The 23,651-nt window shown below is 64.9% G+C and carries 25 protein-coding genes; 10 read left to right on the top strand and 15 right to left on the bottom strand.

From position 1 onward, the window contains the following. Window positions 1–34: 34 nt before the first annotated feature. From K4G67_RS06615 to K4G67_RS06630, 4 genes are all read right to left on the bottom strand, one after another. Window positions 35–1,459 carry an NAD(P)(+) transhydrogenase (Re/Si-specific) subunit beta gene (locus tag K4G67_RS06615; protein ID WP_239805700.1) on the bottom strand — a complete coding sequence of 475 codons (1,425 nt, stop codon included), beginning with the start codon at window positions 1,457–1,459 and terminating at the stop codon, window positions 35–37. Window positions 1,460–1,499: 40 nt separating this feature from the next. Further along, complete coding sequence (locus K4G67_RS06620) at window positions 1,500–1,811, bottom strand: NAD(P) transhydrogenase subunit alpha part 2 (protein WP_239805587.1); 312 nt, start codon at window positions 1,809–1,811, stop codon at window positions 1,500–1,502. A gap of 107 nt (window positions 1,812–1,918) precedes the next feature. Beyond that, window positions 1,919–3,043, bottom strand: a complete 1,125-nt coding sequence (locus K4G67_RS06625) for an NAD(P) transhydrogenase subunit alpha (protein WP_239805588.1) — start codon at window positions 3,041–3,043, stop codon at window positions 1,919–1,921. Between the two features lie 43 nt (window positions 3,044–3,086). Beyond that, entirely contained in the window at window positions 3,087–3,209 is a 123-nt protein-coding gene (locus K4G67_RS06630; RefSeq protein WP_239805589.1) for an aa3-type cytochrome c oxidase subunit IV, read from the bottom strand. Window positions 3,210–3,585: 376 nt separating this feature from the next. Between K4G67_RS06630 and K4G67_RS06635 the strand changes: the two genes are divergently transcribed. Then, window positions 3,586–4,998, top strand: coding sequence for a sigma-54-dependent transcriptional regulator (locus tag K4G67_RS06635; RefSeq protein ID WP_239805590.1), 1,413 nt, complete (start codon window positions 3,586–3,588; stop codon window positions 4,996–4,998). A 7-nt stretch (window positions 4,999–5,005) separates the two neighbouring features. Here K4G67_RS06635 and K4G67_RS06640 read toward each other — a convergent pair whose 3' ends face one another. The 4 genes from K4G67_RS06640 to K4G67_RS06655 all read right to left on the bottom strand — a co-directional run bounded on the left by K4G67_RS06640 (window position 5,006) and on the right by K4G67_RS06655 (window position 8,632). Then, the gene (locus tag K4G67_RS06640; RefSeq protein WP_239805591.1) at window positions 5,006–5,551 is read right to left on the bottom strand and encodes a DUF1643 domain-containing protein; all 546 of its coding nucleotides are present in this window, start codon (window positions 5,549–5,551) and stop codon (window positions 5,006–5,008) included. Continuing rightward, on the bottom strand, window positions 5,548–6,672 hold the full coding sequence (folP, locus tag K4G67_RS06645; RefSeq protein WP_239805592.1) for a dihydropteroate synthase: 1,125 nt from the start codon (window positions 6,670–6,672) through the stop codon (window positions 5,548–5,550). The genes K4G67_RS06640 and folP overlap by 4 nt, the downstream gene beginning before the upstream one ends. A gap of 18 nt (window positions 6,673–6,690) precedes the next feature. Continuing rightward, window positions 6,691–7,848, bottom strand: a complete 1,158-nt coding sequence (locus K4G67_RS06650) for a site-specific DNA-methyltransferase (RefSeq protein ID WP_275588762.1) — start codon at window positions 7,846–7,848, stop codon at window positions 6,691–6,693. Window positions 7,849–8,047: 199 nt separating this feature from the next. After that, complete coding sequence (locus tag K4G67_RS06655; RefSeq protein WP_239805593.1) at window positions 8,048–8,632, bottom strand: ribonuclease HII; 585 nt, start codon at window positions 8,630–8,632, stop codon at window positions 8,048–8,050. Between the two features lie 45 nt (window positions 8,633–8,677). Here K4G67_RS06655 and K4G67_RS06660 point away from each other — a divergent pair, with 45 nt between their 5' ends. From K4G67_RS06660 to K4G67_RS06690, 7 genes are all read left to right on the top strand, one after another. Next, window positions 8,678–9,871, top strand: a complete 1,194-nt coding sequence (locus K4G67_RS06660; RefSeq protein WP_239805594.1) for a PQQ-dependent sugar dehydrogenase — start codon at window positions 8,678–8,680, stop codon at window positions 9,869–9,871. A gap of 109 nt (window positions 9,872–9,980) precedes the next feature. Continuing rightward, a complete protein-coding gene (locus K4G67_RS06665) occupies window positions 9,981–10,523 on the top strand; it encodes a GNAT family N-acetyltransferase (RefSeq protein ID WP_239805595.1) in 543 nt (180 codons plus the stop codon). Window positions 10,524–10,589: 66 nt separating this feature from the next. Then, a complete protein-coding gene (locus tag K4G67_RS06670; RefSeq protein WP_239805596.1) occupies window positions 10,590–11,150 on the top strand; it encodes a DUF1285 domain-containing protein in 561 nt (186 codons plus the stop codon). Further along, a complete protein-coding gene (locus tag K4G67_RS06675; protein WP_239805597.1) occupies window positions 11,147–11,746 on the top strand; it encodes a CoA pyrophosphatase in 600 nt (199 codons plus the stop codon). Before K4G67_RS06670 ends, K4G67_RS06675 begins: the two co-directional genes overlap by 4 nt. After that, a complete protein-coding gene (locus K4G67_RS06680; protein ID WP_420830000.1) occupies window positions 11,743–12,912 on the top strand; it encodes a CCA tRNA nucleotidyltransferase in 1,170 nt (389 codons plus the stop codon). Before K4G67_RS06675 ends, K4G67_RS06680 begins: the two co-directional genes overlap by 4 nt. 110 nt (window positions 12,913–13,022) lie before the next feature. After that, window positions 13,023–13,697: a retropepsin-like aspartic protease family protein gene (locus K4G67_RS06685; protein WP_239805598.1), complete on the top strand. Its 675-nt coding sequence runs from the start codon at window positions 13,023–13,025 to the stop codon at window positions 13,695–13,697. A gap of 268 nt (window positions 13,698–13,965) precedes the next feature. Continuing rightward, window positions 13,966–15,384, top strand: a complete 1,419-nt coding sequence (locus K4G67_RS06690; RefSeq protein WP_239805599.1) for a DEAD/DEAH box helicase — start codon at window positions 13,966–13,968, stop codon at window positions 15,382–15,384. A gap of 74 nt (window positions 15,385–15,458) precedes the next feature. On the opposite strand, the gene parC is transcribed toward K4G67_RS06690, so the two are convergent. Beyond that, window positions 15,459–17,753, bottom strand: a complete 2,295-nt coding sequence (gene parC / locus K4G67_RS06695; protein ID WP_239805600.1) for a DNA topoisomerase IV subunit A — start codon at window positions 17,751–17,753, stop codon at window positions 15,459–15,461. Window positions 17,754–17,864: 111 nt separating this feature from the next. Here parC and K4G67_RS06700 point away from each other — a divergent pair, with 111 nt between their 5' ends. Then, entirely contained in the window at window positions 17,865–18,410 is a 546-nt protein-coding gene (locus K4G67_RS06700) for a type 1 glutamine amidotransferase domain-containing protein (protein ID WP_239805601.1), read from the top strand. Window positions 18,411–18,493: 83 nt separating this feature from the next. Here K4G67_RS06700 and K4G67_RS06705 read toward each other — a convergent pair whose 3' ends face one another. The 3 genes from K4G67_RS06705 to K4G67_RS06715 are packed head-to-tail and all read right to left on the bottom strand — an operon-like array spanning window position 18,494 to window position 20,980. Next, window positions 18,494–18,829, bottom strand: a complete 336-nt coding sequence (locus K4G67_RS06705) for a 2Fe-2S iron-sulfur cluster-binding protein (protein ID WP_239805602.1) — start codon at window positions 18,827–18,829, stop codon at window positions 18,494–18,496. Between the two features lie 4 nt (window positions 18,830–18,833). Then, window positions 18,834–19,922: a cysteine desulfurase family protein gene (locus tag K4G67_RS06710; RefSeq protein WP_239805603.1), complete on the bottom strand. Its 1,089-nt coding sequence runs from the start codon at window positions 19,920–19,922 to the stop codon at window positions 18,834–18,836. Beyond that, the gene (locus K4G67_RS06715; protein ID WP_239805604.1) at window positions 19,919–20,980 is read right to left on the bottom strand and encodes a cysteine desulfurase family protein; all 1,062 of its coding nucleotides are present in this window, start codon (window positions 20,978–20,980) and stop codon (window positions 19,919–19,921) included. Before K4G67_RS06715 ends, K4G67_RS06710 begins: the two co-directional genes overlap by 4 nt. A 169-nt stretch (window positions 20,981–21,149) precedes the next feature. On the opposite strand from K4G67_RS06715, the gene K4G67_RS06720 reads away from it, so the two are divergent. Then, window positions 21,150–21,806 carry an alpha/beta hydrolase gene (locus K4G67_RS06720; protein WP_202083912.1) on the top strand — a complete coding sequence of 219 codons (657 nt, stop codon included), beginning with the start codon at window positions 21,150–21,152 and terminating at the stop codon, window positions 21,804–21,806. A 98-nt stretch (window positions 21,807–21,904) separates the two neighbouring features. Here the strand turns inward: K4G67_RS06720 and K4G67_RS06725 are convergent, their stop codons facing one another. From K4G67_RS06725 to K4G67_RS06735, 3 genes are all read right to left on the bottom strand, one after another. Then, window positions 21,905–22,336, bottom strand: coding sequence for a response regulator transcription factor (locus K4G67_RS06725; RefSeq protein ID WP_239805605.1), 432 nt, complete (start codon window positions 22,334–22,336; stop codon window positions 21,905–21,907). A 338-nt stretch (window positions 22,337–22,674) separates the two neighbouring features. Beyond that, window positions 22,675–23,160 (bottom strand): DUF6692 family protein, encoded by a 486-nt coding sequence (locus K4G67_RS06730; protein ID WP_239805606.1) that lies wholly within the window; start codon window positions 23,158–23,160, stop codon window positions 22,675–22,677. Beyond that, window positions 23,157–23,651, bottom strand: a complete 495-nt coding sequence (locus K4G67_RS06735; protein ID WP_239805703.1) for a DUF305 domain-containing protein — start codon at window positions 23,649–23,651, stop codon at window positions 23,157–23,159. Before K4G67_RS06735 ends, K4G67_RS06730 begins: the two co-directional genes overlap by 4 nt.

The following is a 23,651-nucleotide window of genomic DNA, read 5'->3' on the forward strand; positions in this document are numbered from 1 at the left end:
CGCCCCTTTTGTCGCGAAAGGCGCGATTGCCACGCTATTCGGCGAGGGCCTTGTTGATCTGCTCCACCATCTTCTTCGCATCCGACAGCAGCATCATCGTCTGATCCATGTAGAACACATCGTTATCGACCCCGGAATAGCCGACGCCCCCCATCGAACGCTTGATGAAGAAGATCGTCTTGGCCTTTTCGACGTCGAACACCGGCATGCCATAGATCGGGCTGCTCTTGTCCGTGCGGGCGGCGGGGTTCACCACGTCATTGGCGCCGATGACGAAGGCAACGTCGGTCTGGCTGAATTCGCCGTTGATGTCCTCCAGCTCGAACACTTCGTCATAGGGGACGTTCGCCTCGGCCAGCAGCACGTTCATGTGCCCCGGCATACGGCCTGCGACCGGGTGGATGGCATATTTGACCGTCACGCCCGCTTCCTTCAACAGGTCGCCCATCTCGCGGAGGACATGCTGCGCCTGCGCGACGGCCATGCCGTAGCCGGGGATGATGATGACTTGGCCGGCCTCCTTCATCAGGAACGCCGCATCCTCGGCGCTGCCGCGTTTCCACGGGCGGTCGACCTTGGCCGCGCCATCGCCCGCATCGCCGCCGCCATCGGCGCCGAAACCGCCGGCGATCACGGAAACGAAGCTGCGGTTCATCGCGCGGCACATGATATAGGACAGGATCGCCCCCGATGCGCCGACAAGCGCACCGGTGATGATCATCGCCGTATTGTGCAGGGTAAAGCCCATCGCCGCCGCGGCCCAGCCGGAGTAGCTGTTGAGCATGGACACCACGACCGGCATGTCCGCCCCGCCGATGGGGATGATGAGCAGGAAGCCGATGACGAACGCCAGCACGGTGATGACCGCAATGATCCAGATCGATTGATCCGCCGTGAAATACACGGTGAGCGCGAGGATCGCCGCCAGCGTGCCGAGGTTGATGACATGGCGCCCGGGCAGCATGATCGGCGCGCCGCTCATCTTCCCCGCAAGTTTCAGGAAGGCGATGACCGACCCTGAAAAGGTGATGGCCCCGATCGCGATGCCCAGCCCCATTTCGACGCGGCTGACCGGGCTGATGACGCCGTCGATCAGAATGTCGAACGCGGCGGGATTGAGATAGGCCGCCCAGCCCACCAGCACCGCGGCCATGCCGACGAGGCTGTGAAACGCGGCGACGAGTTGCGGCATGTCGGTCATCGCGATCTTGCGCGCGATGACGAACCCGATACCGCCGCCGATGGCAATGGCGATCACGATTTCGAGCAGGCTGGCGATGTCATGCGTGACCAGCGTCGTCACCACCGCGATCAGCATGCCGGCCATGCCGTAGCGATTGCCCTTGCGCGATGTCGCGGGCGAGGACAGGCCGCGCAGCGCGAAGATGAAGCATACCCCGGCGGCAAGGTAGGCAAGCGCCACCCACGGGTTCACCGCATGGGCGGCCTGCGGCAGCATGGGGTCGGCGGCGATGGAAAGCGTGTTTGCAATATCCATCCTAGCGTCCCTCCCCCTTGGCGGCGGGTTTGGGCCGTTCCTTCTTTTTGTACATGGCCAGCATCCGTTCGGTCACGGCGAACCCGCCGAAGATATTGATGCTCGCCATGACGACGGCGGCGAGGCCAAGCCATTTGGACGCGACCGATCCCGCCTCCGCGGACGCGATCAGCGCGCCGACGATGATGACCGACGAAATCGCATTGGTTACCGCCATCAACGGCGTGTGCAGCGCGGGCGTCACCGACCATACGACATAATAGCCGACGAAACACGCCAGCACGAAAATCGACAGGATCGCGATGAAATCCATAGGTCCTCTCCCTAACAATCCGGTTTTTCGGCAAGCAGCCCGGTGAGGAAGCCCGGATCGGCGGGTATTGTGTCGAACAATCCCATGGCATCCCCCCTTTGTTCGGCTCAGCTTGACAGGCGTTCGTGCACGACCTTGCCGCCCTTCGTCAGGCGGATGGCATCGCCGATCTCCTCGTCGAGGACCGGCTCGCCCTTCTCCTCGTCCCAGAACGCGGAGAGGAAGTTGTAGAAATTGCGCGCCAGCAGGGCCGATGCATCGGCGGGAAGATGCGCGGGCGTGTTGGCATAGCCGATGATCTTCACACCGTGGCGTTCGACCGTGGTGTCGGCCACCGATCCTTCCACATTGCCGCCCTGGGCGACGGCAAGGTCGAAGATGACGCTGCCGTTCTTCATCGTGGCGATCTGTTCGTCGGTGATGAGGCGCGGCGCCGCCCGGCCGGGGATCAGCGCCGTGGTGATGACGATATCCTGCCGGGCGATGTGGGAGGAGACGAGCTCTGCCTGTGCGGCCTTGTACTCGTCGCTCATTTCCGTTGCGTAACCGCCGCTGCCCTCGCCCTCTATCCCCTCGACCGTGTCGACGAAGATCGGTTTTGCACCGAGCGATTCGATCTGTTCGCGCGTGGCGGAGCGCACATCGGTTGCCGACACCTGCGCGCCCAGACGCTTTGCCGTGGCGATCGCCTGCAATCCGGCGACGCCCACGCCCATGACGAAAGCACGCGCCGCAGGAATCGTGCCCGCCGCCGTCATCATCATCGGAAAGGCGCGCCCGAAATTATCGGCGCAGGCCAGAACCGCCTTGTACCCGGCAAGGTTCGACTGGCTGGAGAGGACATCCATGGATTGCGCGCGGGTGATGCGCGGCATGAATTCCATGGCGAGCACTTCGTAGCCCGCATGCGCCAGCGCATCGACATTGTCGCGGCGGCCGAACGGATCGCAGATCGCGGCGACCATCGCACCCGGCTTCGCACCGTCGAGGGAGGCCGGCTCCGGCGCCGCCACGCCCAGCACGATATCCGCCCCGTTCACGGTTTGCAAAAGATCGCCGACCGATGCCCCGGCTTCGGCGAAATCCTCATCCCTGATCGACGCCGATTGCCCTGCGCCGGCCTCGACCCGCACCGTCGCGCCCAGCTTTACAAGCTTCGCGACCGTTTCCGGCGTTGCGGCCACGCGCGTTTCGCCCGCGGCCCGCTCCCTCAATATCGCAATGCGCGTCATGTCCGGCAGCCCCTCCCCAATCAAATGCCGGATTATGCTCCGGTCAGGCTATGATCCACACCACGATAGCGGCAAGAATGGCAACTGCAATCGTGCCCCATTTGGCATAGCCGATGAAACCTTCGTATGTTTCCCTGGCTGCATTGATATCGTTACGCTTCGCCATTTTCGTAAAACCCGTTTCCTGTATCGTAAGCTGCTCTTTCGGAGAGGTCCATCGTCCAGGCGTGCCGGCGTTTGTCCTTCCATTACCTGCCTGTATCGCGGCTGTGCGCACCGCACAAGCCGTCGCCGCGCGCCGGAATGGGCATTACTATTGCGATTATTGCGCAAAATTCGAAAAACCTTTGCCGCACTTATGAAAATCATAACGCTTTGGTATGGTAATAGGGTGCAGCCGGCGGCATGGCATGTCCGTCCGGCATTCGACCCGAGCATTCTCGCCGGAACGAAAAACAAAGGGATTCGCCGATACGGCGTCAGGTTTTCGCGTATGCAAGAGGTCGTTGATGTGGGGTGGGTCGTAACGTTCCGGGGTATGTATGGCGGATGAGCAGAACCGGCATCTCATGCTGGTCGATGACAAGGCCGAGCAGACGCGGCAGATCGGCGCGATGGCCGCGCGCGCGGGATGGCGCACGACCCCGATTGCGAGTGCGACCGCGGCGCTCGCCTGGCTGTCGCAGGACGATATCGTGCCGCCCAACGCGCTTCTCGTCGACGATCGCGTCACGGGCGAGAAGACATCCCAACTGATCGGCGATGTCCGCTCCATCCTGCCCGACCTCCCCGTCCTGCTTTTGACAGAGGCGTCGTCGTCGCTGCTCGCGGTGCAGGCGATGCGTGCCGGCGCCGTCGATTACCTCGTCAAACCGATCGGTTCGGAACGGCTCCTCTACGCATTGGAAAGCAGCCTTCAGGGGCGGCGCCAGAAGGACGAACTCGCCCCGCTTGCAGAGAAGATCGGGCGCGATCTCGGCTTCGACATGATGATCGGCTCCGCGCCGGAATTGCGCGCCGCGCTCGCCCGTGCGGCAAAGCTGGCGCGCGGACACGCCCCGGTACTCGTGTCGGGAGAATCGGGAACCGGCAAGGAACTGCTCGCCCGCGCGATCCATTCTGCCAGCCCGCGCAGCAAGCAGCCGATCCACGCCGTGCATCTCGCGGGCGTCGCGCCCGGCCATATGGAATCGGCGCTTTACGGCCATGAAAAAGGGGCATTTGCCGGCGCGTTCGAGCGCCATGTCGGCCTTCTGGAAAAGGCGGATGGCGCGACCTTGTTCATCGACGATATCGAACGGCTGCACCCCGCGCTTCAGGCCCGACTCGCCAGCACGATGGAGCGCGGCGACGTAAAGCCGGTCGGCGCGGCGCACGGCTTTCGCGTCGACGTGCGGATCCTCGCTGCCGCCAGCCATCCCGCCCCGCACATGCGCGACACGCATATCCTTGACGACCGCCTCTGCGACCTGCTGGCCCCGAACGAGGTCAGCCTGCCGCCCCTGCGCGAGCGGTCCGGCGATATTCCGCCGCTGTGCCGTCATTTCCTGACGCTCATCGGGGAGCAGCCGGGCCTGCGCAAGCTGAGCATTTCGGACGAGGCGCTGGCCCTGCTCGAGGGATATGACTGGCCCGGCAACCTTCGACAATTGCAGGCCGTGTTGTTTCGTGCGGTCGTATTCTGCGACGTCGAAACCCTGTGCCCCAGCGATTTTCCGCAATTGCTCGACATCGTCGGCGACCATACGCCCAGCGCCGCACCGCAAGCGGCCGGGATCACCCTGTTCGGTAACGATGGTCACATTCGCTCGCTTCAGGATATCGAATCGGACGTGATCCGGCTCGCCATCGGCCATTATCGCGGCAGGATGAGCGAGGTCGCGCGGCGGCTCGGCATCGGGCGGTCGACGCTTTATCGCAAGCTCGCCGAACTCGGCATCGACAGCGCGACGTAAGGGCGCGCTACCATTCGCGCATGGCCACATCGCGCGGGAGGTAGAGCGGATGGCGCGGATGGCCGTGTTTCGTAAGCCCGAAATGATGAAGCGCCCCGCCCTCCTCCCGGCATAGCGCGAGCACAGCGTCCCCGCGCCCGCGATGGGCGCCGTGCACGCCCCACGCCGCCACGGTCCGATCGGCCAGCGCGAGCGCCAATCGCGCGGCATCGTCGTTGTGACGCCCCACCGGCCCGCTCCGCCGTTTCAGCTTTGCCGGGTCGGTTTCGCGCAGCGCAAACAGGTTCCACACCAGCAGCGCCGCACCCGCATCGCGCGCCCGGTTGTGACAGCGCGCGATAGTCGGATCGTTGCTCAGATGATCGGCCTTCGACGGGTTCAACATCGCAATCGCATAAAAAGGCGCGTCACCATGCGCATCGCGCCAGAGGAGATAACGATAGCGGCCGCATCGGCTGAATACCGCGCCATGTCCGCTCTGCGCGTCATGGCGGAAATCGAGCATCGCTTCCCCGGCCCAGTGACGGATGCGCGCGATTCGGTCGGCATTCATTCCGCGAGATGGGCAAAATCGGTCAGCGCCGCATCGCGCAGACCGCGCCACACCCGCATCGCCTGCACCGTTTCGGCGGCATCATGCACCCGCAGCAGCGCCATGCCGGCATCCATCCCCTTCAACGCGATGGCAAGCGAGCCCGGCATGCGTTGCGGCGGCGGCACTTCCTTTGCCAGCGCGCCGATGAACCGCTTGCGACTGGCGCCCAGCAAAAGCGGCTGTCCCAGCGCGTGGAACAGCGGCAACGCATTGATGAGAGCGAGATTTTCGGCCAGCGTCTTGCCGAAGCCGATACCGGGGTCGAGCACGATGCGCCCGCGCGCGACACCCCCTGCGATCATCGCGTCGCGCCGCGCCGCCAACCAGTCGAACACGTCCAGAACCACATCGCCATACGCGGCGTCTCCATGCAGATCGCCGCCGTTTCCGGGTGCATGCATCGCGACGACCGGCACTTTTGCCTGCGCGACGATATCCATCGCGCGTGGATCGTGGCGGAGGGCGGACACGTCATTGATGATGCCGGCCCCCGCCGCGATCGCCTCGGCCATGACCGTGCCATTGCGCGTATCGACCGACACCGCCGCCCCCCCGCGCGCCAGCCGTTCGATCACCGGGATCACCCGGCGCAGTTCCTCGCCTTCATGCACCGGCTCCGCGTTCGGGCGCGTCGATTCGCCGCCAACGTCGATGATCGCCGCACCCGCCTCCAGCATGGCCACACCGTGGTCCACCGCCGCATCGGTACCTGCGGCAAGGCGCCCCCCGTCCGAAAAGCTGTCAGGGGTGATGTTGAGGATGCCCATGATCTGCGGCTGATCGAGGCGGATCGTCCGCGCGCCGCCCGGCGTTTCGAGGTTCAGTGCCGGGTGCGCCATGCGCAGGTTCGCCCATTGCCGCTCCGCCTCTGCGCCAAGGGTATCCGGCAGGGGCGCGATGGCCGACGCCATGTCCGGCGCGGCCACGATGTCGCGTGCCGTGATGGTTCCATCCGCCCCGCGCCGGATAAGCGCGAATTCGCGGGCATAGACCATCGATCCGGCAAGCCGCACCGCGTCTCCGCCGACCGCCTGCGGCGCGTCGACGAAGCTAATCGGGCTGAGATAAAGCTTTTCCATCGCCCGCCTGTAGCGGGGTCAGTCTTCCGTCGCCAGACGATAGAGATTGCGCGCCGCATCGATGGGCGCAAGCCCGTCCGCCCCGTCGGTATGCCAGAACGTCCAGCCATTGCACGACGGCGCACCATGCATTTCGGCACCCAGCGAATGGATCGAGCCGATCGCCCCCTTCGCCGAGGCGCCATCGGCCTGAAGCGAGCCGTCCGCGCGCACCACCGCGCGATAGCGGCGTTTCTTGTCGGTCAGCACGGTACCCGGCGCGATATAACCATTTTCCACCAGGGCGCCGAATGCGACGCGAGGCGCGCTGCGCTTCGACTGCATCGTCTTCAACGCGCTTTCGTCGAGCGGGAGCGCCATCTCGATCCGCTCCATCGCCGCGCCGCGATAGCGTTCCTCCCGCTCGCACCCAATCCATTCGCGGCCCAGCCGTTTCGCCACCGCCCCGGTGGTCCCGGTTCCGAAAAACGGGTCCAGCACGACATCGCCGGGGTTCGTCGTCGCGAGCATGACGCGGTAGAGCAGCGCCTCCGGCTTTTGCGTCGGGTGCACCTTCGCCCCGTCCTGCTTCAATCGTTCGCCGCCTGAACAGATCGGCAGGACCCAGTCGGACCGCATCTGCAACTCATCGTTCAATGTCTTCATCGCGCGATAGTTGAAGGTGTATTTCGCCTTCTCCCCCATCGAGGCCCAGATCAAGGTTTCATGCGCATTGGTGAAACGCGTGCCCTTGAAATTGGGCATGGGGTTCGATTTGCGCCACACCACGTCGTTCAGGATCCAGAACCCTGCATCCTGCAACGCGGCACCCACGCGGAAGATATTGTGATAGCTGCCAATAACCCAGAGCGAGCCATCCGGCTTCAGGATACGGCGCGCCTCGGCCAGCCATTCGTGCGTAAAGCGGTCATAGGTCGCAAAGCTGGCGAACTTGTCCCAATCGTCAGTAACGGCGTCGACCGCGCTGCCGTCGGGCCGGGAAAGATCGCCGCCAAGTTGCAGATTATAGGGCGGGTCGGCGAACACCATGTCGATGCTGTTGTCCGGAATGGTGCGCATCGCGGCGATGCAATCCCCGTCCAGAATGCGGCCGAGCGGCAGGCGCGCGCGCAGCTCCTGTGCCGTTTCGCGAGTCGTCGGCGCGGCCTTCGCGCGCGTTTTGAGCATGGTTGCCATCGTTCGTTTTCCCCTGTGGACAACCGTGATGAATCCATAGCGACTCGCCGTCAAGCGCCGATTTTTCGGCCCGTTCATCATCGCGCGGACGGGCCAGGCGCATGTCAGGGCGCCGCCACATGATATGGAGTCCCGCCCCGCTCCACGGACTCGACATGTTGCGGTGTGACGCGAAAGACTCAGCAGCGCGCGCGAAGGATCAACCGAACAGATCGGCCTGCGCGACAGGTGCGAAGCTGCGCCGGTGCAGCGGGGTCGGGCCATGACGGCGCAGCGCCTCAAGATGGTCCTTCGTCCCGTACCCCATGTTCCGGTCCCAGCCATATTGCGGGTGGCGCAGCGCCGCATCGCGCATCATGCGGTCGCGATGTTCTTTCGCCACGATGCTCGCGGCGGAAATGCATGGCTCCTTCGCATCGCCCTTCACGATGGCGCGGGCCTTCCACCGCCATTCGGGGCGCCTGCCCGCGGGCGTCAGATTGCCGTCGACCAGCACCTCCACGGGATCGCAGCCGATCTTGGCGCATAATTGTTCCACCGCGACGCTCATCGCCAGCATCGTCGCGCCAAAGATGTTGAGCCGGTCGATCTCGTCCACCTCGATCACGCCGACGCCAAAGACGCAGCGGCGGCGGATCGCCTCGTCCAGCCGTTCGCGCGCCGTGCGCGACAACACTTTCGAATCGCCCAGGCCCGACGGGCGCGGTTTGCACAGCAGAACCGCCGCCGCGACCACCGGCCCGGCAAGCGGGCCGCGCCCCGCCTCGTCCACGCCGACAATCATGAGGGCCTGCGGAACCTTTGGCCCCGCATTCGAATTGGTATGTTCATGATCATTTCGCGCCCGATATCCATCACCGCCCCCCTTTCGCTTGTCGGCGTTCTTGTTGCAAGCTGTGCGCCCGCGCCGCAGGGCAATGCCTCCGAAGCGCGCGATGCACCCGTGGCGACCGCGCCATCGTCCGATACGGACGGTTTTCCCGGGTTTGCGCTGACCGAAATGGGCACGTTCGACGAACCGTGGGCGCTCGCGTTCGAGCCGGGCACGGACCGCCTCTTCGTCACCGAGAAAAAGGGCAACATCCGCATCCGCCAACCCAATGGCGCCATGGGCAGCGTCAGCGGCGTGCCCCGCGTCGATTACGGCGGTCAGGGCGGCCTTGGCGATTTCGTGTTCGGCCCCGACTATGCGCGCACCGGGCATGTGTATCTGAGCTGGGTCGAGGCGGGCGACGGCGATACGCGCGGCGCGGTCGTGGGACGCGCGCGGCTGATCTGTGAGGAGAGTGGCGTGAACTGCACGCTCGACGGATTGGAAACGATCTGGCGGCAAACGCCCAAGGTTTCGGGCCGCGGCCATTACTCGCATCGCATCGCCTTTTCGCCGGACGGGCAATATCTCTTCATCACCAGCGGCGATCGGCAGAAGAAGGATCCTGCGCAGGATCTTTCGAATACGCTCGGCACCATCGTCCGCCTGCTTCCCGACGGCACGCCGGCCCCCGGCAATCCGTTCGCGGATCGCGGCGGCGTTTCGGCACAGATTTGGTCCTATGGCCATCGCAACATGCTCGGCATCGATTTCGATCCCGAGGGGCGGCTCTGGGTGCTCGAACACGGGCCCAAGGGCGGCGATGAGCTGAACCTTGTCGAGAAGGGCGGCAATTACGGCTGGCCGATCGTCTCGAACGGGGTGGATTACGATGGCAGCCCCATTCCCGACAACGATACGCGCCCGCAATTCATCAAGCCGCGCATCGGGTGGACCCCTGTGATCGCGCCGGGCAATTTCATCTTCTACACAGGCGACATGTTCCCCGCGTTGAAGGGGCAGGCGATCATCGCAGGGCTGAAGACAAAGGCGATCATCCGCGTCGGTTTCGACGGGACCACGCCGACCGAGCTTGCCCGCCACCCGATGGACCGCCGCATCCGCGAAGTGGCGCAGGGGCCGGACGGCGCCATCTGGGCCGTGGAGGACGAGGGCGGCGCGCGGCTCTGGCGTCTGACGCCGGAAAGCTGATCGCCCGCGGCCGGGTGCCGCAAATCCGCGGGCGAAGATAGCGTTTCTATCGCCCCCACGCGCTTTTTCGCAATCGACACCGCGCGTCTCACGCCGTATCCGCGCGCCCATGTCCACGATCATCCCCCTTGCCAATGTCGATCCCGCCATGATCGAGCAATTGCTGGACCGCGCGTTCGAGCCGGAGCGGCACCGCCGTACCGCCTATGTCGTACGGGAGGGGATGGAATGGCTGCCGGCGCTGTCCTTCGCCGCGCTCGATGACGAGGACATGCTGTGCGGCACGATACAGTGCTGGCCGGTTGCGCTCAACACGCCGGAGGGGCGCGCCGTCCCGCTCATCATGGTGGGGCCGGTCGCGGTGCTGCCAGCGATGCAGAACGAAGGTTTCGGCAAGATGCTGATGGTCTCCGCGCTTCAGGCGCTGCGCGACATATCGGGTCCGCAGGGACCGTTGCCGCAGGTGTTGATCGGCGATCCCGAATATTACGGGCGCTTCTTCGGCTTTACCGCGGCGCATACGGGCGGCTGGGTGCTCCCGGGGGAGTGGGAACCGGCGCGCCTGTTGTGCCGTGCGGAAAACCCGGCGGTCCTGCCGGAAAAGGGCGTGCTGGGCCCATGGGGCGCCGCCGCCCGCGCCGCCGCCGGATAGCGTCGCCGCGATAAAAGCGGGGGTCCGGGTCTTGGCGTTTGCGCGCGCCGGTGCCAGATAGGATCCGTGCCTTACGAACCGAACCCCGACCTCGCCTCCATGTCCCTTGCCGAGGTTGCCGATGCCGTCGCGGCGCGCAAGCTGCCCCCGGTATCGCGCTGGAACCCTCAAAACACCGGCGACAGCGAAATGCGCATCGCCGCCGACGGCACGTGGTATCACCAAGGCTCCAAAATCACGCGACAGGCGATGGTCCGCGCTTTCTCCAGCCTGCTGCGCCGCGAAGGCGACACCTACTGGCTCGTCGTCCCGTATCAGAAATTGTCGATCGCGGTGGAAGATGCGCCATTCATCGCCGTCGACGTGACGCGGCATGAGGATGACGGCGTCCCCGTGCTCGCCTTTCGCAGCAATACCGACGATCTGGTCACGGCCGATGCCGACCATCCCATCATCGCGCGCGGCGACCCCGATACGCCGGCGCTTTATGTCGAGATGCGCGACGGACTGCTCGCCCGGCTCGACCGGTCGACCTATGCGCAACTGGCCGAGATCGCCATCGCGCGCGGCGGCGAACCGCTCGCCGTGGAAAGCAGGGGTGCGGTGTTCCCGCTGACCCCGGGATGAGCACGATCCGCGATGCGTTGACCGCCATGCACCGTCGCGGCCATGCCCGCCCGCTGGCCGACCTTCGCGACGATGCCGATTTCATGGAAGACAATGTCGCGCGCCCCGCCGCCGTGCTGATCGCGGTGACGGAGCGGAAGGACGAACCGGGCGTGCTGCTGATCGAACGGCCGGCGAAGATGCGCACCCACGCAGGCCAGGTCGCCTTTCCCGGCGGCGGCATCGACGCGGGCGAAACGGCGGAGCAGGCCGCGCTCCGCGAAGCGCGCGAAGAGATCGCCCTTCCATCGAGCCGGGTTCATGTCATCGGCCGCACCGACGGCTATCGCACCGCCACCGGCTTTGCCATCACGCCCGTGCTCGCCACCGTGCCGCCCGATCTGCCGCTGCGCGCCAATCCGGCAGAGGTCGACGAATGGTTCGAGGTACCGCTGTCCTTCGCGCTCGATCCGGCGAACCATGTCGCGTGCAGCGCGATGTGGAACGGGCGCAAACGCCATTTCATCGAGATGCATTGGGACGGGCACCGGATCTGGGGCGTGACGGCGGCGATACTCGACAACCTGTCCCGGCGCCTGCGGTGGGCGGGGCGATGATGCTTCCCGCCCTGCCCTGGACGCGATGGGCCGGTCTGCGCACGCTGGTCGATGCGCTCGGCGCCGATGATTGCCGCTATGTCGGGGGGTGCGTGCGCGATGCGTTGTTGGACGTGGCGGCGCAGGACATCGACATCGCCACCCGCCATGCACCCGATGATGTGATGCGCGCACTGAACGATGCGGGCATTCGCACCATTCCGACCGGGATCGACCATGGCACGGTCACCGCGCTCCTGCCCGAAGCCTCGGTGGAGATTACGACATTGCGGCGCGACGTGGCGACCGACGGGCGGCATGCCACGATCGCATTCACCGACGATTGGCGAGAGGATGCGGCGCGCCGCGATTTCACGATCAACGCGCTCTATGCCCACCCCGCAACGTTGGTCATTGACGATTATTTCGGCGGGCTGGACGATCTGAAGTCCGGGACCGTGCGCTTCATCGGTGATGCGCGCACCCGGATTGCGGAGGATCACTTGCGCATCCTGCGCTATTTCCGGTTCGAGGCGCGTTTCGGCACCGGTGCTCCCGATGCGGAGGCGGTCGCGGCCTGCCGGGAATGTGCGCCGACATTGATGGGGCTTTCACGCGAACGGATCGGTCAGGAGCTGCGCCGGTTGCTCGCGCTGCCGGATCCTGCGTCGACGGTGCGGCACATGGCGGAGCTTGGCGTGCTGCGCGTGATCCTCCCCGAATGCGGGACGGATGAGCTCGACACTTTGAGCCGGCTGATCGAGGCGGAGGATGCGGCCGGTATCGCACCCGATGCCTTGCGCCGGCTTGCCGCTCTGCTGCCCGCGCGGCGCGATGTCGCGGCACAGGTCGCGGCGCGCCTGCGTCTTTCCAATGCGCAGAAGAAACGGTTGATCAGCGCGGCGGAGCGGGAGGCCGGCGATACCGCCAATCCGCGCGGCCTGCTGTTCCAGATTGGGCGTGAACGGTCGGAGGATCGGCTTTTGCTGCTCGGCGCCTCGCTCGATCCGATCGCGGGGTGGGAACCGCCGCCCTTTGCCATCGACGGGCGGGCGGTGATAGCGGCGGGCGTCGACAAGGGCCCGGCGGTCGCAGCCATGTTGCACAGGGTGCAGGCCCGATGGATCGACGAGGGATTTCCCGGCGCCGAGCGCACCCATGCCATCCTGCGCGAGGAGGTCGGATGACGCGAAAGGCGACTGTCACCATGCGGCGCATGATCGCGCCGGTCGGCATCGCCCCTTTTTGCATGGGCGCGGTCAGCATCGGGAAAGCAGCAGGCTGCTAGGACCGGGTCATGGATCTTTCCTTCATCCCGTTCGACGCGCTTCCTTTCGGCGATGTGCTCGAGGCACAGCCTTTGCTCGCACTCGCGCTGTTTGCCTTGCTCGTGTCGATCATCGGGTCGATGGTCGCGCGGGTGGCGCCTGCCCCCGGCGCCGCATTGCGCTCGCTCGGCAGCGTGGGGCTGGCCGGAGTACTGATCCTCACCGTCATCGACGTGGCGCGCATGAACCCGGATGTCGATTTTGCGCTTCCCCAACTGGGCATGCCGAAACAGGTGGTCGAGGGCGACGAAACGCGCGTGCCGCTCGGCCGCGACGGGCATTACTGGGTCGAGGCGACCATCAATGGTCATCCCGAACGGTTCTTGATCGATACTGGCGCCTCGCTCACCGCCATCGCGCCCGAAACCGCGCAGGCGGGCGGGATCGAGCGGGAGGCGCTGCGCGGGACGATTGCGCTGCGCACCGCCAATGGCGCGGCACCGGGGCAGATGGCGTCGATTTCGGAGCTGCGTGCGGGCAATATCGTGGCCCGCGATCTCGACGTGGTGGTCGCGCCGTCGATGGGCGGGATGAACGTGCTGGGCATGAATTTCCTCTCACGGCTCGATGGCTGGCGGGTGGAGGACGGGACGCTCATCCTGACCCCTGCCCCGGCGCAGGAAGCGGACGCGGACGAAATATAATTAGGGCAAGGCGAAATAAGGTTTGCATAGTTGGCGAGGTGCGCCTATCTGCCGCGATGTGACAGCGCGGGACCACCCGCGGCATCGGATGCAAGCGTGAACGCTGCCGGGACAAATCGGCAGATGTCCGCACCCGATTTACGGTTCGCACCGCTAAAGCTTCCCCATTCACGCTAGGGTCGCGATCTTGACCCCGCGCATTTCGCGCGCCGCTGCGCTTTGCAATTGCGCCCGGCGGCGGGAATGCGCCTGTATACGAGTGACCATCATGTCCTATTTCAAAGAACTCGGCCTTGCCGAACCCATCCTGCGCGCGCTTTCGGCCAAAGGCTACGAAGAGCCGACCCCGATTCAGCGCAAGTCCATCCCCTCGCTCATGGAAGGGCGCGACCTGCTGGGCATCGCGCAGACCGGCACTGGCAAGACGGCGGCGTTCTCGCTGCCCTCGCTGCACCGTCTCGCGCACAGCGGCGGTTCGCCCAAACCGGCTTCGTGCCGCATGCTCGTCCTGTCGCCGACGCGCGAACTGGCCGCGCAGATTGCCGACAACATGGGCTATTATGCAAAGAATCTCGATCTATCGATTCAGTGTATTTTCGGCGGCGTCCCTGCGAACAAGCAGGCGCGCAAGCTGACGCACGGCACCGACGTGCTCGTCGCGACGCCGGGCCGCCTGCTCGACCTCATCGATCAGCGCGCTCTGACCTTGCGCGATGTCGAAATCTTCGTGCTCGACGAGGCGGACCAGATGATGGACCTGGGGTTCATCAAGCCTTTGACGCGGGTTGCCGCGATGCTGCCTGAAAAGCGTCAGTCGCTGTTCTTCTCCGCCACCATGCCGCAAGCGATTCAGCAGCTCGGCAAGCGGTTCATCACCAATCCGGTGAAGGTCGAGATCGCGCCCCAATCCACCACGGCGGAACGGGTCGAGCAATATGCGACCTTCGTCAATCAGGCCGAAAAGCAGGCGCTTCTCACGCTTTCGCTCAAGGCCGGGCTGGACAATGGCGAGATCGAACGCTGCCTCGTCTTTACCCGCACCAAACATGGCGCGGACAAGGTGGTGCGCCATCTCGCCGCCGCCGGGATCGTCGCCGCCGCCATCCACGGCAACAAGTCGCAGGCGCAACGCACCCGCGCACTGGACGGGTTCCGCGAAGGCCGCGTGCCGGTGCTGGTCGCGACGGATATTGCCGCGCGCGGTATCGACGTGACGGGCGTCAGCCATGTCTTCAACTTCGAAATCCCGAACGTCGCCGAACAATATGTGCACCGCATCGGGCGCACCGCGCGCGCCGGGGCCGATGGCGTCGCCATCAGCTATGTCGCGCCGGATGAGAAACCCTATATCCGCGATATCGAGAAGCTGACGCGGGTGAAGCTCACCGCCATGCCGCTTCCCGATGATTTCACGCTGCAGGCCGCAACCCTGCCCAAGCCGAGCCGCGCACCCGCAGGTGCCGAACGCGCGCCGCAGGGCGAACGTCGCGGCAATGGCGGCGGCGGGCGTGGCCGCGGCAACGGCGGCGGCGGCGGCGGCGGTGGACGCGGTCGCGGCAAGGGCGGCGGGCGTGGTCCCAAGCCCGAAGGCCAGCGTCAGGGCGGCGAACGCCGCGACGGCGCCGAGGGGCAGCGCAACCGCCGTCCCCGCGGGCCGAAGCCTGCACGGGCCGGTGGATCGAACTGAGCCCCACTTTTTACAGGGGAGCGAAACGACGGCGCGGAACCTTCGGCTTCCGCGCCGTTTTTCCTGCGTGCCGCTTAAAAGCGATTGTCGCGGGGGAAACCGGTCGGTGGCAGACGCCCGGCCGCGCCGCGCGCGACTTTCCATTGCCACATGTCCTTTTCCGTGCGGGTGCGCCCGGTTTCCCCGCCCATGGTCCAGCTCAACCCTTCGTCCAGGGTCAGCGTCGTCGCATCGGACAGGCCGCCGTCGCGGTACCGTTGCAGCTGCACGCCCTGCCCGCGCGTCATCACCGGCAATTCTTCGAGGTTGAAGATGACGAGCTTGCGATTGTCGCCCACCACCGCGACATGGTCATGCTCCGGCGCAATGGCATGGACGACGCGCAGCGTGCTGCCCTTCTTCAGGTTCACGACCTGGCGCCCCTTTCGCGTTTCGGCGAGCAATTCATCCATTTCCGCCGCGAAACCGCGCCCGTTGTCGGCGGCCAGCAGCAATTGCCCCTTTGGCCGGTAGATCTGGACGCCGACGATCGCGACCTCCGGGTCGATGTCAACCATCGAGCGCACCGGCTCTCCGAAACCGCGGCCGCCGGGCAAGCCGTCGCACCCCATGGTATAGAACCGGCCATTGTCACACGCGATCAGCACCTTGTCCGTCGTCTGCGCATGCATGGCGAAGGCGGGGCCGTCGCCTTCCTTGAACTTGAATTCGCCCGAAAGGTCGACATGCCCCTTCATCCCGCGGATCCAGCCGCGCTGCGACAGGATGACGGTGACCGGCTCCTTCTCGATCATGGCGTCCATGCTGAATTCGACGGTGGGTTCCGCCTCGGCAATGGTCGTGCGGCGCGCGCCGAGCGGCGTATCCTCGCCATATTCCTTGCGCAACGCCTTGAGATCGCGCTTGATACGCGTGCGTTGGCGGGCCGGGCTTTCGATAAGCTGCTCCAGCTCGGCACGTTCGGCGAGCAGGGCATCGCGCTCGCGGCGAAGCTCCATCTCCTCCAGCTTGCGCAGACTGCGCAGCCGCATGTTGAGGATCGCCTCGGCCTGCCTGTCGGTCAGCTCGAACTCCGCCATCATGATCGGCTTCGGCTCGTCCTCGGTGCGGATGATCTCGATCACCCGGTCGAGGTTGAGGAAAGCGGCGATATACCCTTCGACAAGCTCCAGCCGCGCAGCGATCTTGTCCAGGCGGTGGCGGCTGCGGCGCAGGAGAATGTCGATCTGCGCCGCGATCCAGTGGCGCAGCAATTCACCCAGCCCCATGACGACCGGCGTGCGCGTCGCGTCCAGCACGTTGAGGTTGAGCGAGAACCGGCTTTCCAGATCGGTCAGCCTGTAAAGGCTTTCCTTGAGCAGTTCGGGGTCGACCTTGCGGCTTTTTGGTTCGAGCACGATGCGGATCGTCTCGTCGCTTTCGTCGCGCACATCCTCGAGGATCGGCAATTTGCGGTCGGCGATCAGATTGGCGATCTGCTCGATCAGCTTGCCCTTGGCCACCTGATACGGGATTTCGGAGATGACGAGTTGCCACTGCCCCCCGCCCAGTCGCTCGATCCCGGCATCGCGGTCGGCTTCGCTTGCCGCCTCGCTCGCATGGAAACGGCCCCGCATGCGGAACGAGCCGCGCCCCGTTTCATACGCATGGGAGATCGCCTCCGCGCTGTCCACGACAAGGCCGCCGGTGGCGAAATCGGGACCGCGGAACACCTCCATCAATTCGCCATGTTCGGCGCGCGGGTTGTCGATCAGTTTCAGCGTCGCGTCGATCACCTCCGCGACATTGTGACTGGGGATGGAGGTCGCCATGCCGACGGCGATCCCGCTCGCCCCGTTGGCCAGCAGGTTGGGGAAGATGCCGGGAAAAATCTCCGGCTCCTGCTCCTCCCCGTTATAGGTCGGGATGAAATCGACGGTGCCCTCGTCCAGCCCCGCCATCAACAGCATCGCCGTGCGCGTCAGCCGCGCCTCCGTATAACGATAGGCCGCGGCATTATCGCCGTCGATATTGCCGAAGTTCCCCTGCCCCTCGACCAGCGGGTAGCGCAGCGCGAAATCCTGCGCCAGACGCACCATCGCGTCATAGACAGAGGCATCGCCATGGGGGTGATACTTGCCGATGACGTCGCCGACGACGCGGGCCGATTTCTTGAACGCCTGCCCTGGATCGAGCCGCAATTGCCGCATTGCCCACAACAGTCGCCGGTGCACGGGTTTCAACCCGTCGCGCAGATCGGGCAGCGAACGCGCCGTGATCGTGGACAGCGCATAGACGAGATAACGCTCCGACAAGGCGGCGTCGAAGGGGGCGTCGATCAGGCGATCGAACGGGTCGGGTTCGGTTTTTTCTGTCGTATCGCTGGGCATCGCACGAACCGGCTTAGCAGCACGACGGGCCGAGGCAAATGGCGGAACGCATCCCGTCCCCCATCCGTTTTATGGGCAACACGCAAGAAAGCGATTCAAGGAGTTACAATCATGGCCAAACAGATTCTCATCATGGCGACCGACGGGTTCGAGCAGAGCGAGCTTATGAAGCCCAAGGCCAATTTCGAGGATGCCGGCATGACGGTCGTCGTCGCCAGCCCCGAAAGCGGCGAGATCAAGGGTTGGGACCAGGGCGATTGGGGCGACACGGTCAAGGTGGACAAGACGCTCGACCAGGTGAATTTCGCCGATTATGACGCGCTGGTTCTTCCCGGCGGGCAGATCAATCCCGACGTTCTTCGGCTCGAGGATAAGGCCGTGAAGATCGTCAAGGATTTCGCCAATGCGGGCAAGCCCGTCGCCGCGATCTGCCACGGTCCGTGGATGCTGGTCGAGGCCGATGTGGTGAAGGGCAAGACCGTGACGAGCTGGCCCTCGGTTCGCACCGACCTTAGAAATGCAGGCGCCAACGTGGTGGACAAGGAAGTCGCCGTCGACGGCAATCTCATCACCAGCCGCAACCCGGATGACATCCCTGCCTTTTCCAAGGCCGTCATCGATGCGGTCGAAAACGCCAAATCGTCCGCCATGGCATAAGCGAAAACGCGCGATCATGGAAAAAGGCCCGCCCGGCATCGCGCCGCGGCGGGCTTTTTCATGCGTATCGCGGTGCCTCGCTCCTATCCCACGCCGCGCATGTCGTGAGAATCGAGCGGGATGGAAATGGCCAGACCGTCGAGCGCAGAATCGAGAACGATCTGACACGACAGGCGGCTCGTGCGCTGCACTCCTGCTGCGAGGTCGAGCATGTCCTCCTCATCCTCGGTCGCGGGCAGGAGCCGGTCGAACCATTCGGGCGCGACGATGACGTGGCAGGTGGAACAGGCCATCTGCCCTTCGCACGTCCCTTCGAGCGGCATGCCCGCCGCCTGCGCCGTTTCGAGGAGGCTCGCGCCGTCCTCGCCCTCGGCCTTGACGGTCTCGCCCTTGGCGGTGGTGATTTTGACGCAGACCATCGGTTCAGATTCCCTGTTGTTTCGCCGCCGCCCGTATCGAGGCCGCGGCATGTTCCAGATCCTCTTCCCGTGTGTAGCGTCCGAACCCGAGCCGGATCGATTGTTTCGCCTTTGTGTCAGTCAATCCGATGGCCTGCAAGACATGGCTGGGCCGGCCCGACCCCGACGCGCATGCCGAACCGGCCGAAAAAGCGACCTCGCGCACCTCGGACATGAGCCGGGCCACGTCGAGCCCATCCCGCCGCAGGTTGAGATTTCCATGCCAGCGCAGCGCCTCGCTCCCGTTCAGCGTCCAGCCTGCAAACCATTCGCGCGCCCTGTCGAAAAGATGCCGGACATGCGCGGCGTCCTCCTCCATCCGCGTCATGGCCAGCGCCGCCGCCGCCCCGAACCCTGCGCATAATGCGGGGCTGAGCGTGCCGGAACGCATGCCGTCCTGCTGCCCCCCGCCGGTGATCTGCGGATCGAGCGTCACCCCGTCCCGCACCCATAGCGCGCCGATACCCTTCGGCCCGTGCAGCTTGTGCGCCGAAACCGCGATCATGTCGGCGTGTGCGAATTTCATCCGCCCCGCCGCCTGCACCGCATCGCACAGCATCAACGCACCGCCAGCCCGCGCCCGCCGCGCTATGGCATCAACCGGTTGCACCGTGCCGATTTCGTTGTTGACCTGCATGACCGCGACGAGGCGGGTTTCGTCCGGCCAGGTCGCATCGGCGGCGATCACCCCGTCGCCATCGACCGGCAATTCATGCACCGGCACGCGAAGTGCGGCGGCGGTATCGCGCACGGCGGCATGCTCGATCGCGCTGATCGCGACGGGCCGTTCATCGCCCGCCCGCGCCGTGCCCCGCATGGCGAGGTTGATCGCCTCGGTCGCGCCGGATGTGAAAATGACCCGTCCGCCGGGCGGGAAGAGCGCCGCGACCTGTTCGCGCGCGATGTCCACTGCCGCCGCCGCCGCCCTTCCCATGCGATGCGGGCTGTGCGGATTGCCGAATCCGGTGCCATCCGGCCCGTCCAGCCAGCGCAGCATCGCCTCCCGCGCTTCGGGCGCCAGGGGTGTCGTCGCCTGGTAATCGAGATAGATCACGGGCGCCGCCCGCGGGCGATATCGCCCCACACGTCCAGAAAACGCTCGATATCGGCATCCCGCGTATCGGGGCCGATGGAGACGCGGATAACCTCGCCCGCGCTTTTGTCATCCATCCCCATCGCCGAAAGCACATGGCTCGTCCGCAGCGAACCGGAGGAACACGCGCTTCCTGCCGAAACCGCAATGCCCGCGCTGTCGAGCCGGATGAGCTGCACCGCCGCGGCAACACCCGGCAGGCGGTAGGAACCGATGGTAGCAATGCGCGGGCTGCGATCAGCAACGACCTCGCCGCCCAGATCGATGATCGCATTTTCAAGCATGCTGCGCAAACGCAGGGCATCGTTCATCCAGCCGTGTCCGGCCTGCAATGCCGCGGCCATCGCCATCGCGCCGGGAACATTCTCCGTCCCCCCGCGATAGCCGCGTTCCTGCCCCCCATCGGGTGCGATCAAACCGAAATCGCGCAGCAGCAGCGCGCCGATGCCCGTCGGCCCGCCGAACTTGTGCGCCGAAATCACCGACATATCCACCGCCGGCATCGGGATCTTCCCCGCCCCTTGCGAACAATCGGCGAGCAACAGGCCGCCGCCCGCGCGGATCGCCTGGCCCAGCGCGTCGAGAGGTTGAATGACGCCCGTTTCATTGTTGACCTGCTGTATCGCGACGAGCGCGCCATCAACATCGGGAAGATCGCCCGGTGCGATCATGCCCGCCACGCCGACCGGAATACGCGCGGCGCCCGTCGCATGGCGCGTGACGGCATCATGTTCGACTTGGCTCACGATCCGCCGCGTCGCGTGCGAACGATGCAGCGCAATCGACAGGGCCTCGCTCGCCCCGCTGGTAAAGACGACCTCGCCTTTCCAGCCAAGCGCATCGGCCACGTCGGCACGCGCCTGTTCGAGAGCGGCACGCGCCGCGCGACCCGGCGCATGCGGGCTGCTCGCATTGGCGTTCAGCATCATGCCGCGCAACAACGCATCGCGCGCCTGCGGCAGGATCGGCGCGCTCGCCGCATGGTCGAGATAGGTAATCGTATTCAGAAAGGTTTCCACCGGTTCATGATGCGCCGGCCACCGCGCGAGGGGAAGCGGAACGGGTGACGGTTCGCATTGTTCTTTTTGTCAACGCATCTATATAGGCTGCGTCAACAAATCACACCCCCGTGCGCGCTTCGCCACAAAGCCGCGGCACGGGGCCAGCATCAGGTAACGACATCACCCCATGCCAGCCGTTATTTTTCCCGGTCCCGAAGGCCGCCTAGAAGGCCGTTATCACCCCGCACCGCGTCCGCGCGCGCCGCTCGCCATGATATTGCATCCGCATCCGCAGGGCGGCGGCACCATGAACGAGCGCATCACACAGGCCTTGTTCAAGGATTTTGCCGCGCGCGGTTTCGCCGTCCTGCGCTTCAACTTTCGCGGCGTCGGTCGCAGCCAAGGCAGTTTCGACAATGGGGTCGGCGAATTGTCCGATGCGGCCAGCGCGCTCGACTGGGTGCAGTCGGTCCATCCCGAGGCGCAGGTCACCTGGATCGCGGGTGTCAGTTTCGGCGCGCTCATCGGGATGCAGCTTATGATGCGGCGCCCGGAAATCCGCGGCTTCATTTCTATCGCGCCGCCCGCGAACATGTATGATTTTTCGTTCCTCGCGCCCTGCCCCGCGTCCGGCATCATGATCCAGGGTGCCGCCGATACGGTGGTGACGCCGTCGTCGGTGCAAAAGCTCGTCGACAAGCTTCGTACGCAGAAGCACATCACCATTCATCACGACGAAATTCCGCGCGCGAACCATTTTTTCGAGCATGAGTTCGACGAGCTCATGCGCTCTGTCGACAATTACCTCGATTTCCGCCTGTCGCCCGATTGCCAGATCCGGTGATCGTGCGGGGATTGTGATCCACCGGCCGCCGGTAACGCGGCGGCCGATACGACGCATCGACCGTATATCGCATGCGGCGCCCCGGTATGGATGGGCGATCAGACCGGGCGCGAAACCATCTTGCTGAGCTGCGGCATGCCTTCCATCCCTGAAGTGCGACGCATCGCTCCCTTGATCAGCCGGTCGGCACGGAACAGCAATTGTTCCATGTTGCAGGGTTTCGTGATGTAATCGTCCGCCCCGTCATAATAGGCGATCGACTGATCCGCATCGGTGCGCACCGCGGTGAGCATGAGGACCGGAACCATGGCGAGTTCCTTGCTGATCCGCATGGAGCGCAACACTTCGATCCCCGACATTTCAGGCATGCGTTGATCGAGGATGGCAAGATGCGGCGGACGAAAACGAATGGCGTCGAGCGCCGAACGCCCATCTTTGCACCAGCCGACGGCATGGCCTGCATCCATCAGCGTATCGCGGACGATTTCACCGACGATCTCATCGTCTTCGGCCAGAATGATGCGCGCCATTTACTACTCCTGTCCTCCCCGTACCCAGTGATCGACAAGCGATCAAGGAATGTCGAAAAACGGGAAGGTTTTCGATCCATCCATTGCATCCGGACAGGAGTTACCTCGCATTGCGTAAAATCGCCGTCTGCAACGCCCTAGGGGTTATTCCGCAGGACGGATCGCAGCAATCGAAGGCCGGTCCGATCCGGATGCATCCATATACCGATGGATCGAAATTGGTGGCAACACGCTCTTCCCCGGATTGCCGCGCGTTACGCAGCGCAGTACCAGAAGCGCATCGCCGTGACGCGATGGAGACGGTTAGCAAACGGCTAGCGAAAAGGCGCGTCGCCCGCTCAACCGTCACAACTGGTATAGCCGCGATAACCAAGCTCGTCCCTGGCGCCGGGCGGAACCACGATCATCTCAAGGCCCCGCAATCCGGCATTGCCCCGTGTATCAAGCAGGCGGGTGGTAACGACCAGACCCCCGTTCTCGAACCGGTCGGCACCCACCGCGTCGAGCGGAACGAGAGTGCCATTGAGCTTGATGAAACCACGATCTCCCGGCGCATAGACGAAGGCCGGGAAACTCACCTCGGTCAGGGTGAAAACGCATCGCCCGCCGGTCCCGCCGATCGCGGCCACGTCGGCATCGCTCATCGTTTCGGGCTTTACAAGGGCCGTCGACACGTTCTGTAACGCAGTGCCCGCCGGTCTGATCGGCGCGGCATGGGAGGGCGGATCACGGTCGGCTTCGCGATCGTTGCCGATGGCCGTATTGCGGTTGCACCCGGCAAGCGCGAGCGCCGACAGAGCGGCAACAATGGCGAGCTGTTTCATCGACCTGCCCCCGCTCTTTCGTCGGACCGCACGTTCATGCCTTCGGGGAGGCGTTCCTCCGTACGGATACCGTTCTCCTCGATATCGGCGATCAGATATTTCATCTGCGCAATTTCGCGCCGCTGCGCGAGGATGATGTCATGCGCCAGCTTGCGCACGCGCGGATCCCTGAGATGGGCACGCTCGCTCGTCATGATGGCGATCGAATGATGCGGGATCATCGCGGACATGTATTCGGTGTCGTCGACCGTCGCCTGGCTCCTCACGAGCCAGAGCGAAAGCGCGAATACCACGACCCCGACGCCGAGAATGATGAAATTTCGGGTCCGGTCCTTGTACATGCCCCACATGAAAAGCAGCATGACGACCATCATCATCGCCCCCATCACGAACATCATCCAGAAACGCGTCTCGCTCCAGAATAGGTGATCGGCATCGAATGTGTTGGCATACATGAGCCCGAACATGATGACGGTGGAGGTCGACACCAT

The sequence above is a fragment of the Croceicoccus hydrothermalis genome, assembly GCF_022378335.1.
Taxonomy (GTDB): Bacteria; Pseudomonadota; Alphaproteobacteria; order Sphingomonadales; family Sphingomonadaceae; genus Croceicoccus; species Croceicoccus hydrothermalis.

Coding starts and splice junctions, on each gene's coding strand:
- K4G67_RS06680 (WP_420830000.1), top strand. CDS start 11,743: ATGATGCTTCCCGCCCTGCCCTGGACGCGATGGGCCGGTCTGCGCACG.
- K4G67_RS06625 (WP_239805588.1), bottom strand. CDS start 3,043: ATGACGCGCATTGCGATATTGAGGGAGCGGGCCGCGGGCGAAACGCGC.
- K4G67_RS06640 (WP_239805591.1), bottom strand. CDS start 5,551: ATGAATGCCGACCGAATCGCGCGCATCCGTCACTGGGCCGGGGAAGCG.
- K4G67_RS06620 (WP_239805587.1), bottom strand. CDS start 1,811: ATGGATTTCATCGCGATCCTGTCGATTTTCGTGCTGGCGTGTTTCGTC.
- folP (WP_239805592.1), bottom strand. CDS start 6,672: ATGGAAAAGCTTTATCTCAGCCCGATTAGCTTCGTCGACGCGCCGCAG.
- K4G67_RS06665 (WP_239805595.1), top strand. CDS start 9,981: ATGTCCACGATCATCCCCCTTGCCAATGTCGATCCCGCCATGATCGAG.
- K4G67_RS06705 (WP_239805602.1), bottom strand. CDS start 18,829: ATGGTCTGCGTCAAAATCACCACCGCCAAGGGCGAGACCGTCAAGGCC.
- K4G67_RS06720 (WP_202083912.1), top strand. CDS start 21,150: ATGCCAGCCGTTATTTTTCCCGGTCCCGAAGGCCGCCTAGAAGGCCGT.
- parC (WP_239805600.1), bottom strand. CDS start 17,753: ATGCCCAGCGATACGACAGAAAAAACCGAACCCGACCCGTTCGATCGC.
- K4G67_RS06615 (WP_239805700.1), bottom strand. CDS start 1,459: ATGCTGCCGCAGGCCGCCCATGCGGTGAACCCGTGGGTGGCGCTTGCC.
- K4G67_RS06630 (WP_239805589.1), bottom strand. CDS start 3,209: ATGGCGAAGCGTAACGATATCAATGCAGCCAGGGAAACATACGAAGGT.
- K4G67_RS06730 (WP_239805606.1), bottom strand. CDS start 23,160: ATGAAACAGCTCGCCATTGTTGCCGCTCTGTCGGCGCTCGCGCTTGCC.
- K4G67_RS06690 (WP_239805599.1), top strand. CDS start 13,966: ATGTCCTATTTCAAAGAACTCGGCCTTGCCGAACCCATCCTGCGCGCG.
- K4G67_RS06650 (WP_275588762.1), bottom strand. CDS start 7,848: ATGGCAACCATGCTCAAAACGCGCGCGAAGGCCGCGCCGACGACTCGC.
- K4G67_RS06660 (WP_239805594.1), top strand. CDS start 8,678: ATGATCATTTCGCGCCCGATATCCATCACCGCCCCCCTTTCGCTTGTC.
- K4G67_RS06685 (WP_239805598.1), top strand. CDS start 13,023: ATGGATCTTTCCTTCATCCCGTTCGACGCGCTTCCTTTCGGCGATGTG.
- K4G67_RS06725 (WP_239805605.1), bottom strand. CDS start 22,336: ATGGCGCGCATCATTCTGGCCGAAGACGATGAGATCGTCGGTGAAATC.
- K4G67_RS06675 (WP_239805597.1), top strand. CDS start 11,147: ATGAGCACGATCCGCGATGCGTTGACCGCCATGCACCGTCGCGGCCAT.
- K4G67_RS06700 (WP_239805601.1), top strand. CDS start 17,865: ATGGCCAAACAGATTCTCATCATGGCGACCGACGGGTTCGAGCAGAGC.
- K4G67_RS06635 (WP_239805590.1), top strand. CDS start 3,586: ATGGCGGATGAGCAGAACCGGCATCTCATGCTGGTCGATGACAAGGCC.
- K4G67_RS06655 (WP_239805593.1), bottom strand. CDS start 8,632: ATGATTGTCGGCGTGGACGAGGCGGGGCGCGGCCCGCTTGCCGGGCCG.
- K4G67_RS06735 (WP_239805703.1), bottom strand. CDS start 23,651: ATGGTGTCGACCTCCACCGTCATCATGTTCGGGCTCATGTATGCCAAC.